The sequence below is a fragment of the Nocardioides sp. Z35_8 genome (genome assembly GCF_059621125.1).
Genome location: NZ_JCAQIE010000001.1, coordinates 300677 through 316352, shown reverse-complemented (window position 1 = coordinate 316352; position 15676 = coordinate 300677). Strand labels below are relative to the sequence as shown.

Annotated in this window: 14 protein-coding genes and 1 tRNA gene; 10 read left to right on the top strand and 5 right to left on the bottom strand. The window is 73.8% G+C overall.

Annotation, left to right across the window (positions count from 1 at the left end; genetic code table 11):
• Positions 1-111: 111 nt before the first annotated feature.
• Entirely contained in the window at positions 112-2760 is a 2649-nt protein-coding gene (locus AC54T2_RS01495; RefSeq protein WP_496665335.1) for a penicillin acylase family protein, read from the top strand.
• A gap of 22 nt (positions 2761-2782) precedes the next feature.
• Here AC54T2_RS01495 and AC54T2_RS01490 read toward each other — a convergent pair whose 3' ends face one another.
• On the bottom strand, positions 2783-3370 hold the full coding sequence (locus tag AC54T2_RS01490) for a 5-formyltetrahydrofolate cyclo-ligase (RefSeq protein WP_496665334.1): 588 nt from the start codon (positions 3368-3370) through the stop codon (positions 2783-2785).
• A gap of 22 nt (positions 3371-3392) precedes the next feature.
• Here AC54T2_RS01490 and AC54T2_RS01485 point away from each other — a divergent pair, with 22 nt between their 5' ends.
• The 7 genes from AC54T2_RS01485 (at position 3393) to AC54T2_RS01455 (ending at position 8892) form a co-directional block, all read left to right on the top strand.
• On the top strand, positions 3393-4823 hold the full coding sequence (locus tag AC54T2_RS01485; protein ID WP_496665333.1) for a UTP--glucose-1-phosphate uridylyltransferase: 1431 nt from the start codon (positions 3393-3395) through the stop codon (positions 4821-4823).
• Entirely contained in the window at positions 4816-6045 is a 1230-nt protein-coding gene (glp, locus tag AC54T2_RS01480; protein WP_186339181.1) for a molybdotransferase-like divisome protein Glp, read from the top strand. Before AC54T2_RS01485 ends, glp begins: the two co-directional genes overlap by 8 nt.
• Entirely contained in the window at positions 6045-6518 is a 474-nt protein-coding gene (moaC, locus tag AC54T2_RS01475) for a cyclic pyranopterin monophosphate synthase MoaC (protein WP_496665332.1), read from the top strand. Before glp ends, moaC begins: the two co-directional genes overlap by 1 nt.
• A gap of 13 nt (positions 6519-6531) precedes the next feature.
• Positions 6532-7008 (top strand): MogA/MoaB family molybdenum cofactor biosynthesis protein, encoded by a 477-nt coding sequence (locus AC54T2_RS01470; RefSeq protein WP_186339179.1) that lies wholly within the window; start codon positions 6532-6534, stop codon positions 7006-7008.
• Between the two features lie 44 nt (positions 7009-7052).
• Positions 7053-7610: a GNAT family N-acetyltransferase gene (locus AC54T2_RS01465; protein ID WP_489975185.1), complete on the top strand. Its 558-nt coding sequence runs from the start codon at positions 7053-7055 to the stop codon at positions 7608-7610.
• Positions 7611-7670: 60 nt separating this feature from the next.
• Positions 7671-8660: a divisome protein SepX/GlpR gene (gene sepX / locus AC54T2_RS01460; RefSeq protein WP_496665331.1), complete on the top strand. Its 990-nt coding sequence runs from the start codon at positions 7671-7673 to the stop codon at positions 8658-8660.
• Positions 8661-8816: 156 nt separating this feature from the next.
• Positions 8817-8892: transfer RNA gene (locus AC54T2_RS01455), tRNA-Ala, on the top strand.
• A gap of 66 nt (positions 8893-8958) precedes the next feature.
• On the opposite strand, the gene AC54T2_RS01450 is transcribed toward AC54T2_RS01455, so the two are convergent.
• The gene (locus AC54T2_RS01450) at positions 8959-11580 is read right to left on the bottom strand and encodes a CHAT domain-containing protein (protein WP_496665330.1); all 2622 of its coding nucleotides are present in this window, start codon (positions 11578-11580) and stop codon (positions 8959-8961) included.
• Positions 11581-11763: 183 nt separating this feature from the next.
• Between AC54T2_RS01450 and AC54T2_RS01445 the strand changes: the two genes are divergently transcribed.
• Positions 11764-13044, top strand: coding sequence for a S8 family peptidase (locus tag AC54T2_RS01445; RefSeq protein WP_496665329.1), 1281 nt, complete (start codon positions 11764-11766; stop codon positions 13042-13044).
• 196 nt (positions 13045-13240) lie between these two features.
• On the opposite strand, the gene AC54T2_RS01440 is transcribed toward AC54T2_RS01445, so the two are convergent.
• Both AC54T2_RS01440 and AC54T2_RS01435 read right to left on the bottom strand, forming a co-directional pair.
• The gene (locus AC54T2_RS01440; protein ID WP_496665328.1) at positions 13241-13948 is read right to left on the bottom strand and encodes an FAD-binding oxidoreductase; all 708 of its coding nucleotides are present in this window, start codon (positions 13946-13948) and stop codon (positions 13241-13243) included.
• 1 nt (position 13949) lies between these two features.
• Positions 13950-14558, bottom strand: a complete 609-nt coding sequence (locus AC54T2_RS01435; RefSeq protein ID WP_496665327.1) for a sulfite oxidase-like oxidoreductase — start codon at positions 14556-14558, stop codon at positions 13950-13952.
• A gap of 91 nt (positions 14559-14649) precedes the next feature.
• Between AC54T2_RS01435 and AC54T2_RS01430 the strand changes: the two genes are divergently transcribed.
• On the top strand, positions 14650-15261 hold the full coding sequence (locus AC54T2_RS01430; protein WP_186339174.1) for a hypothetical protein: 612 nt from the start codon (positions 14650-14652) through the stop codon (positions 15259-15261).
• A gap of 46 nt (positions 15262-15307) precedes the next feature.
• Here AC54T2_RS01430 and AC54T2_RS01425 read toward each other — a convergent pair whose 3' ends face one another.
• Positions 15308-15535 (bottom strand): hypothetical protein, encoded by a 228-nt coding sequence (locus tag AC54T2_RS01425; protein WP_186339173.1) that lies wholly within the window; start codon positions 15533-15535, stop codon positions 15308-15310.
• Between the last annotated feature and the right edge of the window lie 141 nt (positions 15536-15676).

The window sequence follows — 15676 nt, the reverse complement described above, 5'->3', positions numbered from 1 at the left end:
CTCTGACAGCGACGGGGTGGAGCGACGGTGGTGCGGTGATCGGCCGGGCCGGCGCGACGCGCTGGCACTCGGGCCCTTCGACTGCCAATGGTACGGCACAATGGCCCGGACATGAGCGAGCCTGCACCCCCCACCGACCCGACGGCCGCCACGGAGCCGTCCCCCGAGCCGGCCCGGCGTTCGCGCTGGCAGTCCTTCCGCCGCGCCCCGAGGGCGGTGCGCTGGACGGCGTGGACGGCGCTCGGCCTGGTGGTGCTGCTCGTGGCGCTCGCGGCCGTCACGGTGGTCGTCGTACGCCGCCCGCTGCCGCAGGCCGATGGCGAGATCGAGGTGCCCGGCCTGTCGGCCTCCGTCGAGGTGCTGCGCGACGAGCACGGCATCGCGCAGGTCTACGCCGACACCGACGCCGACCTGATGTTCGCCCAGGGGTTCGTGCACGCCCAGGAGCGCTTCTTCGAGATGGACTTCCGGCGCCACGTCACCGCTGGCCGGCTCTCGGAGATCTTCGGCCCCGACACGCTCGAGACCGACAGGCTCATCCGCACGATGGGCTGGCGCAGGGTCGCCGAGCGGGAGTGGGCCCTGCTCGAGCCGGCCACCCGTGACGCGCTCAGCTCCTACGCCGCCGGTGTCAACGCCTACATCGGCGACCGCCGCCCGTCCCAGCTCGCGGCGGAGTACAGCGTGCTCGGCCTCACCGGCCTCGACTACACCCCCGCCGAGTGGGACCCGATCGACTCGCTCGCCTGGCTCAAGGCGATGGCGTGGGACCTGCGCGGCAACATGGAGGCCGAGGTAGACCGGGTGCTGCTCTCCCTCGACCACACCGCGGAGGAGGTCGCCGCCCTCTGGCCCGACTACCCCTTCGACGAGCACCCGCCGATCGTCAGCGGCGGCGGCGTCGTCGACGGGGTCTTCGAGCAGAACGCGTCGGGCAACGCGACCCGCAACCCGCGCCGCCCGGCCTACCCGCCGGCCGTCGTCGACGCGCTCGAGCGGGTCCGCGACCGGCTCGACGCGATGCCCGCGCTCATGGGCAAGGGGCGCGGCATCGGCAGCAACTCGTGGGTGGTCGACGGCGAGCACAGCGCCACCGGCATGCCGATCCTGGCCAACGACCCGCACCTCGGCATCAGCCAGCCCGGCGTCTGGATGCAGATGGGCCTGCACTGCCGCGAGGAGGCCGCCGACTGCACGCTCGACACCTCGGGGTTCACCTTCTCCGGCGTGCCGGGCGTCATCATCGGCCACAACGCCGACATCGCCTGGGGCTTCACCAACCTCGGTCCCGACGTCACCGACCTGTTCCTGGAGCAGACCGAGGGCGACGACCGCTACGTCCGCGACGGCGCCACGGTGCCGCTGCAGGTGCGCACCGAGACCATCGGGGTGCGCGGTGAGGACGACGTCGAGCTGCGGGTGCGCGAGACGGTGCACGGTCCGCTGATCAGCGACGTGTCCTCGGAGTTCGCGACGGTGGGCGCCAACGCGCCGACCGACGAGCCGGGCGACCGGGGGAGCGGCTACGCCGTCGCGCTGGCCTGGACCGCCCTCGACCCCGCCCCCACCGCTGACGCGATCCTCGCCCTCAACCGCGCCTCCGACTGGGACGAGTTCCGGGCGGCCGCCGCCGACTTCGCGGTCCCCGCGCAGAACCTCGTCTACGCCGACCGCGAGGGCCACATCGGCTACCAGTCCCCGGGCCGCATCCCGATCCGGCGCGGCGGCAACGACGGCACCATGCCGGTGGAGGGCTGGATCAGCGCCAACGACTGGACCGGCGACTACATCCCCTTCGACGGCCTGCCCAGCGTGCTCGACCCCGAGGAGGGCTACCTCGTCACGGCCAACCAGGCCGTCATCGACGAGCGCTACCCCTACCTGCTGACGAAGGACTGGGACTACGGCTACCGCTCGACGCGGATCCGCGAGGTGCTCGAGACCGAGGGCGAGCTCTCCGTCTCGGAGATGGCCGACCTGCAGCTCGACTCGGCCAACCCGATGGCCGAGACGCTCGTGCCCTACCTCCTCGACGTCGAGCGCCTGCCCTCGCCCTACTACCGCAATGCGCAGAACCTGCTGCGCGACTGGGACTTCACCTCCCCGGCCGACAGCGCGCCCGCCGCCTACTTCAACGTCGTGTGGCGCACGATCCTCGAGCGGACCTTCCACGACGACCTGCGCCAGCGCACGTGGCCCGACGGCGGCGACCGCTGGTTCCGCGTGGTGAGCGACATGCTCACCGAGCCTGCCGGGCCGTGGTGGGACGACGCCCGCACCGACGACCGGGTCGAGACGCGTGACGACATCCTGCGCGCGGCGCTCATCGAGGCCCGCGACGAGATGACCCGGCGCCAGTCGCGCGACCCCCGGCTGTGGGAGTGGGGCCGCCTGCACCGGATGAACCTCCGCCACGCCACCCTGGGTGACTCCGGCGTCGGGCCGGTCGAGCGGTTCTTCAACCGCGACGGCTGGGAGGTCGGCGGCGGGTCGTCCATCGTCGACGCCACGTCGTGGAACGCCGTCGACGGCTTCGAGGTCACGGCCGCCCCGTCGATGCGCATGGTCGTCTCGCTCGCCGACTGGGACGACTCCCGGTGGATCAACCTCACCGGCGTCTCCGGCCACCCGACCTCGTCGCACTACACCGACCAGACCGAGCTCTACGTCGACGGCCAGACCCTGCCGTGGGCGTGGAGCCGCGAGGCCGTAGAGACCGCGACCGAGCACCGGCTGACGCTCGTCCCCGCGGCCGACTGACGCCCGCGCGCGCCGGGACGGCTCACCGGGTGAGTCGGACGACCCCGCTCGACGTCAGCGCGAAGCCCACCGGGACGTCGTGGGGGTCGGTCGGCACCGCGAGCCCCACCTCGTCGTCGTGGAGCAGCACCGCGACGGGCGTGCCCGCCGGCACCCGCGCCAGCGCGCGGTCGTAGGAGCCGCCGCCGCGCCCGAGGCGGTCGCCCGTCGGGGACACGGCGAGCCCCGGCACGATCACGACGTCGGCGGTGCGCACGCCGTCGACGCCGAGCCGTGGCCCGGCCGGCTCGTAGAGGCCGCGGGCGGCCCTGACGAGGCCGTGCTCCCCGGTGTGGACGGCCCAGTCGAGGTCGTTGTCGGGCCGCAGCACGGGCAGCAGCACCCGGGTGCCGGCGGCCAGGAGTGCGTCGAGCAGGTGCCCGGTGCCGGGCTCGCTCCCCACCGAGACGTACGCCGCGACGGTGCCGGCGTGCCGGACCGGCTCCCACGACCGCGCGACCTCCGCGACGGAGGCCGCGAACGCGGCGCAGGCCTCGAGCGGACGACGCCGCCGGGCCGCCAGGACCTGGTCGCGAAGGGCGGTCTTGGCCGCCGAGTGTCCTGCTCCCACACCCGCAGCCTACGATCGATCCATGGCAAGCAAGGGCAGTGCGCAGGGCCTCCAGCTCGCGCGCCAGAAGATGCGCGACGCCGGCGTCGACGAGGTCGCGATCGACACGTTCGCGCACTACTACCGGCTCCTCGAGCACGGCGAGACCGGGATGATCCCCGAGGCCTCGATCGAGCCCCTCGACATGGAGTCGCTGGACGACGTCGAGGTCCCCGAGGAGGTCGGCGCCGAGGCCATCCGCAGGACGGCGGTCATCAAGCTCAACGGCGGGCTCGGCACCTCGATGGGGATGGACCGCGCCAAGTCGCTGCTGTGCGTGCGCCGCGGCCTGAGCTTCCTCGACATCATCGCCCGGCAGGTGCTGCACCTCCGCAAGGAGCACGACGCCACGCTGCCGCTGATGTTCATGAACTCCTTCCGCACCTCCGCCGACACGATGGCGGCGCTGGCGCGCTACGAGGACCTGCCGGTCGACGGCCTGCCGCTGGAGTTCCTGCAGAACAAGGAGCCCAAGCTGCTGGCCGCCGACCTGATGCCCGCGGCCTACCCCAAGGATCCCGACCTCGAGTGGTGCCCGCCCGGCCACGGCGACATCTACACCGCGCTGCGCGGCACCGGGCTGCTGGCCCGGCTGCTCGACGCCGGCTACCGCCACGTCTTCGTCTCCAACTCCGACAACCTCGGAGCCGTGCCGGACGCCCGGGTGGCGGGCTGGTTCGCGCAGAGCGGAGCGCCGTTCGCGATCGAGGCGGTGCGGCGTACGCCGTCGGACCGCAAGGGCGGCCACTTCGCGCGCCGCAAGGCCGACGGACGCATCGTGCTGCGCGAGTCGGCCCAGACGCTCGACGCCGACAGGGAGGCGCTGGCCGACCTGAGCCGGCACCAGTACTGCTCCACCAACAACCTGTGGTTCGACCTGCAGGCGATGGTGGAGGCGCTCGACGCGCGTGGCGGCATCCTGGGCCTGCCCCTGATCAAGAACGTCAAGCACCTCGACCCGGCCGACCCCTCCACGCCGGAGGTCATCCAGATCGAGACCGCGATGGGCGCCGCGATCGAGGTGTTCGAGGGGGCCCGCACCATCGAGGTGGGTCGCGACCGCTTCGTGCCGGTCAAGACGACCGACGACCTGCTGGTCCTGCGCTCCGACGTCTACGACCTGCGTCGCGACTACGTGCTCGACCAGGCGGGTGAGCAGGTGCCCTTCGTCTCCCTCGACGGAGACTTCTACAAGCTCGTGCGCGACTTCGACAAGCGCTTCCCCGAGGGCGCGCCGTCGCTGCGCGAGGCGGGGTCGTTCACGGTCGAGGGCGACTGGACCTTCGGCCCCGGCGTCCGTGTCGTCGGCGACGTGTCGCTCGCGGCCCCGGCCGCCCAGCGGGTCGAGGCCGGCGCGGTGCTCGGCGAGCAGCCGGATGGCACCCGGCCCGACGACCAGGACAGCGATGGCTGACCTGCTGCCCGTCGCCGACTACGTCGAGCGCATCCTGGCCACGGTCTCCCCACTTCCCGCGTTCCCGCAGCCGCTGATGGAGGCGCTCGGCCTGGCGCTGGCCGAGGACGTGGTCGCCCCGATCTCGCTGCCGAGCTTCGACAACTCCTCGATGGACGGCTACGCCGTGGTCGCCGAGGACGTCGCCGGCGCGAGCCAGGACGCTCCCGTCACGCTCCCCGTCGTCGGCGAGATCGGCGCCGGGCGGTCCTCGATCCTGGCGATCTCGCCCGGCTCGGCGGTGAAGATCATGACCGGCGCACCGGTGCCGGCCGGCGCCACGGCGGTGGTGCCCTACGAGTGGACCGACCGCGGCGTCGCGTCCGTGCGCATCACCCGCGCGGCGGCTCCGGGCCAGCACATCCGGCCGACCGGCGACGACATCGCCGAGGGCGACATGCTGCTGGAGGAGGGCACCGTCCTGGGGCCGCGCCACCTCGGGATGCTCGCCGCCGTCGGTCGTTCCACGGTGCGTACGCGCCCGCGTCCGCGGGTGGTCGTGATCTCCACCGGCTCCGAGCTGCGCGACCCCGGCACCCCGCTCGGTCGCGACTCGATCTACGACGGCAACTCCTACCTGCTCGCCGCGGCGGCGCGCGCCGCCGGCGCCATCGCCTACCGGGTCGGGATCGTCCCCGACGAGGCGCACGCCTTCACCGAGGCGCTCAGCGACCAGCTCGTCCGCGCCGACCTCGTCGTCACCAGCGGTGGCGTGAGCGAGGGCGACTTCGACGTCGTCAAGGAGTCGCTGTCGCACCACGGGTCGATGTGGTTCGGAGGCGTGGGCATGCAGCCCGGCAAGCCCCAGGGCTTCGGCACGGTCGGCGAGGACGACACCCCGGTCTTCACCCTCCCCGGCAACCCGGTCTCCTCCTACGTCTCCTTCGAGATGTTCGTGCTGCCGGCGATCCGCCGGATGATGGGCAAGCTGCCCTACGTCCGCCCCGCCGGCCGCGCCCGCCTGACCCACGGGCTGTCCTCCCCGGACGGCAAGGTGCAGCTGGTGCGCGGGCTCTACGAGACCGACCGCGGAGGCGCCTTCGTCTCACCCGTCGGCGGCCACGGCTCGCACCTGATCGGCGACCTCGCGGCTGCCAACTGCCTCATCGAGGTGCCGGCCGCCACGACCGCGATCCCGGCCGGCGAGATGGTCGCCATCCGCCGCCTCGACGAGGAGTTCTGATGGACGACCCGCGGCTGACCCACGTCGACGAGCACGGCGCCGCCCGCATGGTCGACGTCGGCGACAAGCCCGTCACGACGCGTACGGCGTCGGCGAGCGGCCGCGTGCTCGTCAGCCCGGCCGTGGTCGAGCTGCTGCGTGGCGAGGGCGTGCCCAAGGGCGACGCGCTGGCAGTGGCCCGGATCGCCGGGATCATGGGGGCCAAGCAGACCCCCGCGCTCGTCCCGCTGTGCCACCCGCTCGCGATCTCCGGTGTCACCGTCGACCTCGAGGTGGCCGACGACGCGGTCGAGATCACCGCGACCGTGCGCACCACCGACCGCACCGGCGTCGAGATGGAGGCCCTCACCGCCGTCTCGGTGGCGGCCCTCACCGTCGTCGACATGGTCAAGGCCGTCGACAAGGCCGCGACGATCACCGACATCCGCGTCGAGACCAAGACCGGTGGCCGGTCGGGCTCGTGGACCCGGTGACGCGGTGGCAGCGGTGAGCCTCCCGGCCGCGGTCGTCGTCGCGTCCAACCGCGCCGCGGCGGGCGCCTACGCCGACGAGACCGGTCCGGTGATCGTCGCGTGGCTGCGCGAGCAGGGCTTCGACTGCGGCGAGCCGGCGGTCGTGCCCGACGGCGACCCGGTCCGCGACGCCATCGCCGCGGCCGTCGCGGCCGGGGCCCGCCTGGTCCTCACGACCGGCGGCACCGGACTCACCCCCACCGACCGCACCCCCGAGGCCACGGCGCCGCTGCTCGACCGCGAGGTGCCCGGGATCGCCGAGGCGATCCGCGCCGCGGGCGTGGCCCAGGGCGTACCGGCCGCGATGCTGTCCCGCGGCCTCGCCGGCATCGCCGGGCAGTGCCTCGTCATCAACCTCCCGGGCTCGCGCGGCGGCGTGAAGGACGGGCTCGGCGTGCTGGAGCCCGTCGTGCGCCACGCCGTCGAGCAGGTCGTGGGGAGCGACCACTGAGCGCCCCGGGCTGGCCCGCCCGCCTGGAGTCGGAGGGGATCGTCGTGCGCTCGCTGCGCCGGAGCGACGCCGACGACTGGCAGGCCGTGCGCGCCCGCAACCACGACTGGCTGCGCCCGTGGGACGCGACCGTCCCGCCGGGCTCCGCGCCGCGCCCCTCGTCCTACAAGGTCGTCACCCGCACCCTCCTCCACCAGGCCCGGCAGGGCCTGTGCCTGCCGTTCGTGATCGAGGTCGACGGCCGATTCTCCGGTCAGGTGACGGTCAGCAACGTCGCTCGCGGCTCGGCGCAGTGGGGCTCCATCGGCTACTGGGTCTCCGCCGACGTCGCGGGCCGGGGAGTGGCGCCGCGTGCGGTCGGCATGGTGATCGACCACTGCCTCGGTCCGGTGCGCCTGCACCGGCTCGAGATCTGCATCCGGCCCGAGAACACCAACTCGCTGCGCGTGGTGGAGAAGCTGGGGCTGCACCAGGTGGGCTACGCCCCGCGGTTCCTCCACATCGACGGGGACTGGCGCGACCACCGGATCTTCGCGATCACCGCCGAGGAGGCGCCGGAGGGTGTGCTCGCGCGGCTCGGAACACACCAGTCACACCAGTAGTTCTGCGACACACCACTTGACATCCGTCCCGGTCGCGCTCCACGCTCATACGCTTCGACCGTGGACCTGAGCGCTCTCATCTTCGTCGCCCTTGCCGTGGCGTGGGCCGTCTACCTGATCCCCAAGGCTCTCAAGCACCACGACGAGGTGGTGCGCAGCCGCTCGGTCGAGAAGTTCTCCCACACCATGCGCGTCCTGGCCCGCCGTGAGCCCGTCGACCGCCGCAACGCCCGGCTGGTCGTCTCGCCGATCCGCACCGGGCTGCGGCCGCCGGTCGAGACCAAGGCCCGCACCCAGGCCTTCCCCGACGCCGACGCGGCGTCCGCGGTCGTGTCGACCTCGATCACCACCGAGGTGACGCGCGAGGTCACCGCCACTTCGTCCCCCTCCTCTTCCTCCGCGGCCGTCCCCGGTCGTACGTCCTCGCGCCGACCGTCACCGGCCGCCGAGCGGGCGTCCGCACGCCGCGCCGCCAAGCGCCGCCGCAACGTGCTCGCCGTCGTGCTGCTCGCCAACCTCGTCGTCATCGGGCTGGCCGCAGCCCGCGTCGTCGCCTGGCCGTGGGTCGCGGTCCCGGCCGGCGTCCTCGTCGCCTGGCTGGTCGCCTGCCGGGTCTCGGTGCGCGCCGAGCGGCGCCAGCGCGCCGCCCGCTCCGCCCTCGAGGTCGGCGTGCCGCCGGTCGTCGAGGAGGAGCTCGACGCCACGGGTGAGATCTCGGTGACGCCGCCCTCGCCGCGCACGCCCGACGTGACCGTCGAGACCGTCGAGCCTGCCGAGGCGGGGGACACCCCCGCCGCGGCGGACGCCCCGGCCGTGCTCACCGGTGAGGTGCCGGTCGTCGGCGGCTGGGACATGGTGCCCACCACGCTGCCGACCTACGTCGGCAAGCCGGCGGTGCAGCGGCGCACCGTCTCCACGATCGACCTCGACTCCACCGGCGTGTGGTCCAGCGGCCACCACGACGGCGACTCCGCCCTGGCCCGCTCCGCCGAGCAGTCCGAGAAGTCGGCCCGCGACGCCGCCGAGACCCGCCGCGCCAGCGGCGCCTGACCCCTCCCTGACCCCTCCCGGCCCCGTCCCACCCCCATCCCACCCGGACGTCATGGGAATCCCGGTCCCGACCGGGCGCCCGCATGACGTCCCGCCGGGGGGATTGGGTGGGCGCCGACGCGCTCGTGTATCTTTGCGACGCGCCGTGAGGCGTTTGGGGCTGTGGCGCAGTTGGTAGCGCGTCTCGTTCGCAATGAGAAGGTCAGGGGTTCGAATCCCCTCAGCTCCACCACGTACGCACAGCACCGCCCGTCACCTGCCCGCACAGGTGGCGGGCGGTCCTGCGTCTGCGGCGGGGTCAGGTCCCCAGGGCGGTGAAGCTCACCGCGGTCGCGAGGAGGAGCTGGTCGTCCGCGACGGCCTGGCGAGTCAGGAGCATCGCCGCGGCACCGCTCTCGCCGTCTCGCAGCGCGGCGTGGAGGTGCGTCATCACCTCGGCGGTCGCGTGGTCGTGCACCTTGACCAGGCTCGAGACGACGCCGGCACTGCCCATCGCCAGCAGGCTCACGCTGAGGCCGAGCAGCTCGTCGGCGCCGACGGGCTGCATGTCGCCGGTCTCGCACGCCGAGAGCACCACCCGGTGCGGCGGGCGGGCGAGCCGTTCGAGGTCGTGGACCATCAGCGGACCGTCGGCGAGCTCGATGGAGGAGAACAGCGGGTTGTCCTTGCGGAAGCTGCCGTGCGCCGCGATGTGGACGAGCGCGGCGCCGTCGATGCCGGCCAGGCAGGCCTGGACCGTCGCGGTGTCGCCGGCCAGGTGGGCGGCGTCCGGGTCGTGGCGTCGGAGGGTCTCGACCTCGGCGCCCCCGGAGGCCAGCCCCGGGCCGACGATGAAGCTGCGCCGGTCGCTGGCCGGACGTCGGCGCGACGCGCGCAGCCACAGCCGCGCCGACGGCGTGCTCGACACGGCCCGGTCGGTCAGCGCCGGGAGCAGCGCCCAGGGGAGGCGCTGGAGCTGGTTGGGGGCCGAGACCAGCACGGGCCCCGAGCCGGGCACCGCCTGGTCGCCGAGCAGCGCGGCCTGGAGGCGGGCGCCGGCCTGGGCCAGTGCGACCGACTGCCCCCGCCCGGCCCGGGTGAGCAGGAACCGGGCGTACTCCTGGGCCTGCACCGCCTTGGCGAGGTCGCCGACGTGCACGAGCCGGGCGCGCCCGCGGTGTGCCACCACTGCGTGGAGGTCGCCGTCGAGGGTGAACAGCTCGACGAGCGTCGTGTCGTGCTCGGCCAGGGTGTCGAGCAGCTCGGACACCTCGGTGCGCGCACCGTCCGCACCGGCCGGGTCGTGGGCACCCGACGCCCGTCCGCTGCGCAGCAGGTGCCTCTCGCGGATGCGGCGCTCCAGCTCGGCGATGCGGCGCTCGAGGTGCGCGGTGGGCTGTCCGGCGTCGCGGGCGGAGTTGGCCTGCTGGGTCTGCGACCGCAGGGCGGCCAGGTCACGGGCGGTGTCGTCGTCGCGGTGCACGACGCTCGGCGCGTCCACGACGGTGCCCCGCCAGCGCTCGGTCCAGTGCAGCACCTGGCGCGGACGGCCCGCGGCCAGTGCCGAGCGGAGGCCGAGCGTGGCCAGCTCCTGCCCGCGCGCGGAGGCGAGGGCGCGCAGCTCGTCGCTCCCCAGCAGGCTCTGGTGCTCCGCGATGGCCGAGAGCCCCCGCTCGCAGGCGCGCAGGGTGGCCGCGGTGCGCCCGGCAGCCATCTGCCGGCGGGCCGTGGCGAGCCATCCGAGCGCCCGGGTCAGGGCCGCGTCGTGCCGCTTCGCACGTTCGGCCTCGCGCAGCAGCTCGTCGGCGAGGCCGGGCTCGGCGTCCCCGACGATGGTGGCCGCCAGGAGCAGCACCTGGACGTGCTCGGGGATGCGCAGGCGCCGTGACCGCTCGACCAACGCGAGGGCGTCTCGCCGCAGCGCCGGCGACGTGCGTCGGCTGCGAGCGTGCCGGGCGGTGAGGGCCACCAGCTGCACGCGTGCGGCGAACCACTCGCGTCCCTGGTGGGTGAGGATCCGCGCGGCGCGAGACGCAGTCGACTCCGCACGGTCGTGGTCGCCGGCGGCGAGCGCGACGCGGGCCTGGACGCTGAGCAGGTCGGCCTGCTCCTTGGCAGGCCACGATCCCTCCTCGAGCGCCGACGCGACGCTCTCGCGCGCCTCCGGCAGCAGCCCGGCGGTGAGGTAGGCGGTGCTGCGGTCGATGACGAGGTCGGCTGTCGTCGCGCCCGTCTTGGCGAACGCCTCGGCGGCCTCGCCCAGCAGGGCGAACGCGCGGGGCAGGTCGCCGGCGAGGTAGGCGACGTAGCTGTGGTTCTGGACGGTGACGGCGTGGGTGAAGTCGTCGCCGAGCTCGGTGCTGATGCGTCCGGCCAGGGCGAAGTGCCGGTCGGCGGCCTCGAGGGCGCCGCGGAACAGGCACGCGTAGCCCAGCAGGTTGAGCGCCCGTGCGTGCCACACCTGGTCGCCCTCGGCCGCGAACCGCTCGACGGCCCTGGTCATGTCGGCGGCGCCCTCGTCGAAGCGGCCCTGCGCCGTGATGTAGACCCACCCGCGCCGCGTCAGCGCAGTCGCGCGCTCCGTGCCGCGAAGGACCGCGATGGCCGCGTCGAGGTGCTCGAGGCCCTCCCGGGTCCGTCCGGCCGTGGCGAGGGTGCCGCCGAGCGTGGCCTGGACGTCGGCCCGGCGCGTGCGGCTGCCCGCCTCCTCGGCAAGGCGCATCGCGGTGCGCAGCTCGCGCAGCGCCCGCGGCAGGTCGCCCTGCTCACGGTGCGCGATGCCGAGGACCTGACGGGCGTAGGACAGGGTGATCGGGTCGCTGCTGCTGCGCACCAGGTCGTGGGCGCGCGCCCGTGCGCCGGCGAGGTCGACGAACATCCCGCGCAGGAGCTCGGCCGCCTCGTCCTGCGACTGCTTGGCGCGCACGGACCGGTCGGTCAACGGGCCCCCTCTCGCGGGTGCACCCCCGATGCGCGCCCCCACCGGGATCCTACTGACGTACGCCGCTCCCCAGGCACGCTCGGCGCCACGTGGACGCGCCGGTGCGCGCAGGCCGTTCCGCGCGGTGAAATCCGACCGCGGCAAACCGTCCTCGCCGCCCCCGAGTGGGTCTAGTGTCCGAGCATGGCTCACGACCACGAGATCAAGGACGACGCCCGTCGCAAGCTGACCGACCAAGTGCTGAACTTCCATGAGGCCAACGGCGATGCCGTGGCGTGGAACACCGAGGCTCCCGCTGACTTCACCTTCCTCTTCGACCCCGATCACCTGCTGGTGCGCGCGAGCGCCGTGGAGGCGTTCGAGCGGGCCGTCGCGGCCACCAAGGACGAGCTGCTCGACGGTGAGCTCACGCGGGCCGAGGAGTCGGTCCAGGGCCGGCTGACCCGCTACCGGCTCCCACCCCGCCGCGCCGGGCTGTCGCTTCCCGACGTCGTGACCGAGCTGCGGCGCATCGGCGACTTCCCGCCGGGCGACGTGACCCTCGACCACTGGATCCACGTCGCGCCGGGAGGCGGCACCCTCTGCCCGGCGATCGAGCCGGAGGAGACGGGCCTGAAGGAGCCGTGGCCGGGGCAGTGCGAGTCCCGCAGGCGCAAGCGCAAGCCGGTGCGGGTCTCGGTGGTCGACTCCGGCTGGCACCCGCCGGCCGCGACGGACCCGCGCACCCCGTGGCTGGCGGACGTCGAGGGCGACGACGAGCTCAACGGGCCCGACCTTCGCGAGTACGCCGGGCACGGCACGTTCATCGCGGGCATCATCCGCTGCCTCGCCCCCCACACCGACATCTACGTCGAGGGGTTCTGCATCGGCGGCGCCGGCGGCGGGGGCATCCTCGAGTCGCGGATCGTCGACCAGCTCGAGGAGGCCCTCGCCCGCGACCCGAAGGTCATCAACCTCTCCGCGGGCTGCCGCACCCACGACGACCTCCCCTCCCTCGCCTTCGAGGTCTTCTACGAGACCCTGCTCAAGGAGCGCGACTGCGTGCTCGTCGCGGCCGCGGGCAACGACGCGTCGCCCGCCCCGTTCTGGCCGGCCGCAGCCCCGTGGGCGATCGGCGTCGGGTCGCTCGACCATGACGGCCGCGTCTCGAGCTACTCCAACTACGGCGTCTCCGCCGACGTCTACGCCCTGGGACGCAACATCGTCAACGCGTTCCCCGACGGCACCTTCACCTGCGAGGAGACGCCCAGCAAGGGCGACGTCCGGGTCTTCAACACCGGCATGGCGCGGTGGTCCGGCACGTCGTTCTCCGCGCCCGTGGTCGCCGGCCTGATCGCCCGGGAGATCTACGCGTCGGGCTCGTCGGCCGCCGACGCCGCAGAGGCCGTGCTGGCGACCAGCGCGTACATGTCCGACCCTGCCGTGGGGCCGCTCCAGGGGTTGCGCCAGCCCTACGACGCCTGAGCCGTACTGCTCGCACACCTCGGTCGTTCGGGTGGCGACACGATCGGCGCCTCCCACGCTGGGCCTGCCCCGAGCCTTCAGGGCGGGCCAGCCAAGACACCCTCGTCCCCGCTAGGACACCCGGATCCGGGTGGTTGAGCGGACATGTGACCGCTTGAGTCGGGGCGCGGACGCCGAGGCCCCCCGCTGCCCCGGCTCAGGCCGAGTCGCCCGTGGGCCCGAAGCGCTCCACCCGGATCGACGCGGGGGCGAGGCCGCACGCGACGAGCAGCTTCTCGGCGTACGCCGCGAACCGGGCCGAGCCGCACACGAAGCCGAGCTCGACGCCGTCCAGCAGCGGGGTGAGCTCCTCGACCGTGAACGGTCCGGCGGGCCGGCCGTCCACGTCGGCGCGGGTCCAGGCCATCGTGGCGCCGTGACGCTCGAGCTCGGCGGCATAGGGGAGCTCCTCACGGCTGCGGCCCACCGCGGCGATGCGCAGCAGGTCGGTGCGGCCCAGCCGTCGTGCCGTGCGCGCCATCGCCACGGCGGGCACCACCCCGGTGCCGCCGACGAGGCACAGGACGGGGGTCTCGGTGTCCCAGACGAACCAGCGGCCGATCGGCCCGCGCAGCTCGAGCACGTCGCCCACCTCGGCGACGTCGGCGAGGAACTCCGAGACCTCGCCGTCCGGCTGCCGCTCGATGAGCAGCTCGAGGAGCGGGTCGTCGGTGTCGGAGGCCAGGGAGTACGACCGCTGGGCCGTGTAGCCGTCGGGGGCACGCAGCCGCACCAGGTAGTGCTGCCCGGGCAGGTGGCGGGGCCGGCCCTCGACGTGCATCCGCAGCCGCACCGTGGTCGGGGTCGGCATGTCCTTGGCGATGATGCGGCCGTCGGTCCAGGCCGCCAGGGGCGCCGGGGCCACGTCAGTCGCCCTGGTAGCGCTGCTCGAGCCACGGGTCGCCGCGGTCGTGGTAGCCGTTCTGCTCCCAGAAGCCCGGCCGGTCCTCGGCCATCAGCTCGAGCCGGGAGAGCCACTTGGCGGACTTCCAGAAGTAGAGGTGCGGCACGAGCAGCCGCAGCGGCCCACCGTGCTGGCGGGGGAGCGGCTCGCCGTCGAAGCTCCACACCACCCACGCCTTGCCGCCGGTGACGTCGGCGAGCGGCAGGTTGGTGGTGTAGCCGGTGATCGAGTGCGCCATCACGTAGCCGGCCGAGCCCTCGGGCGCCGCGACGTCGAGGAGGTCGTCCACGCTGACGCCGCTGAAGGTGGTGTCGAACTTCGACCAGGTGGTGACGCAGTGGATGTCGCCGAAGAACGTCGACCCGGGGAAGGCGTGCAGCTCCGACCAGCTCCACGTGTGCGGCGACGCCACCAGCCCGTCGACGCTCAGCGTCCACGTCTCCGCCGGCTGCTGCGGGGTGGCCTCGGCGCTCAGCACCGGCCACGACGACCCGGTGTCGTACTGCCCCGGTGGCAGGCGGCCGTGCTGCGGCTCGGGACGACGGCGGTGGAAGCCTCGGGTGATGGGCATGGTCTGCTCCAGAGGGATCAGGGGACTCGTCCGACAGTCTGCCGCCGCGGCGCCGGTCGTGGGACCCCGTGGGGCGGACTACCGTCTGAGCGTGACCGACTACCAGCGGATCCTCGTGGTCAGCACGCAGGCCGGCGCCGACGAGCTCGCGCGCGTGCGGTCCGGGCTCGGCTCCTCCGCGACCGTCGTCACCGCCCCGACGGTCGAGGGCAAGCGCGTGGTCCAGGCGCTCGGACGCCCCGCCCATCCCGAGGTGCTGCTCGCGCCGGTGCGCTTCCCCGGCGTGGACCGCGGGCACCGGCTCGACGAGGTCGTACGCCGCCACGCGGTCGCCGACCGCTTCCGCGACGTGGTCGTGGTGGCCGACCCGGCGACGATCACGCTCCTGCTGCGGGTGCTGGCCCCCGACCAGCTGCCGGCGTCCGGACCCGTCACCGAGGTCGGCCTGCCGCGTGGCGCGCGCCCGGTGCCGCTGCTCTGGGCGGCCGTCGCCGGCGTGGGGCTCGCGGTGCTGGCCGGGCTGTTGTCGGCCGTCCTGTCGTTCTGGGTGCTGCCCGCCGTCGTCGGGGTCGCCGGCCTGGTGCTGCTGGCGGTGCCCGGTCGGCGGTGGGTCGGGGAGGCGGCGCTGATCGCCGTCGTCGTCTCGCTGGTGGTCTCGCTGTTCGCGATCGTCGGGTCGACGAGGTTCCCGGGCGCCTGGTGACCGACCTGGTGACGACCTGGTGACGACCTGGTGACGACCTGCGGCGTCAGCCCTTGCGCTGGCCGAAGAGCAGTCCGCGACGCATCGAGCGACGCGGCCGCGGGATCGCGGGGGCGGGCCACCACTCGACACAGACGTAGCCGGCGCGGTTGAAGCCCTCGCGGTAGACGAAGTTGTCGCCGCACCCGCACACCCAGCGCTCGCCGAGCTCGTGGTCGTCGCCCCTGGGCGCTCCCTCGGTCTGCAGGCAGACATGAATCATCGTCGAGTCCATCGCAACGCCCCCTCCTCGCGTCGACACCCGGCAGCAGCCCGGGTCGGCCCATCGTCATCGGACGCGAGCGCAAAGAGAATGGGCACGCGCGGAAGTGCGGACCATCTTGAGACAACCGCGACAATTCGTGCCGGGTTCGGG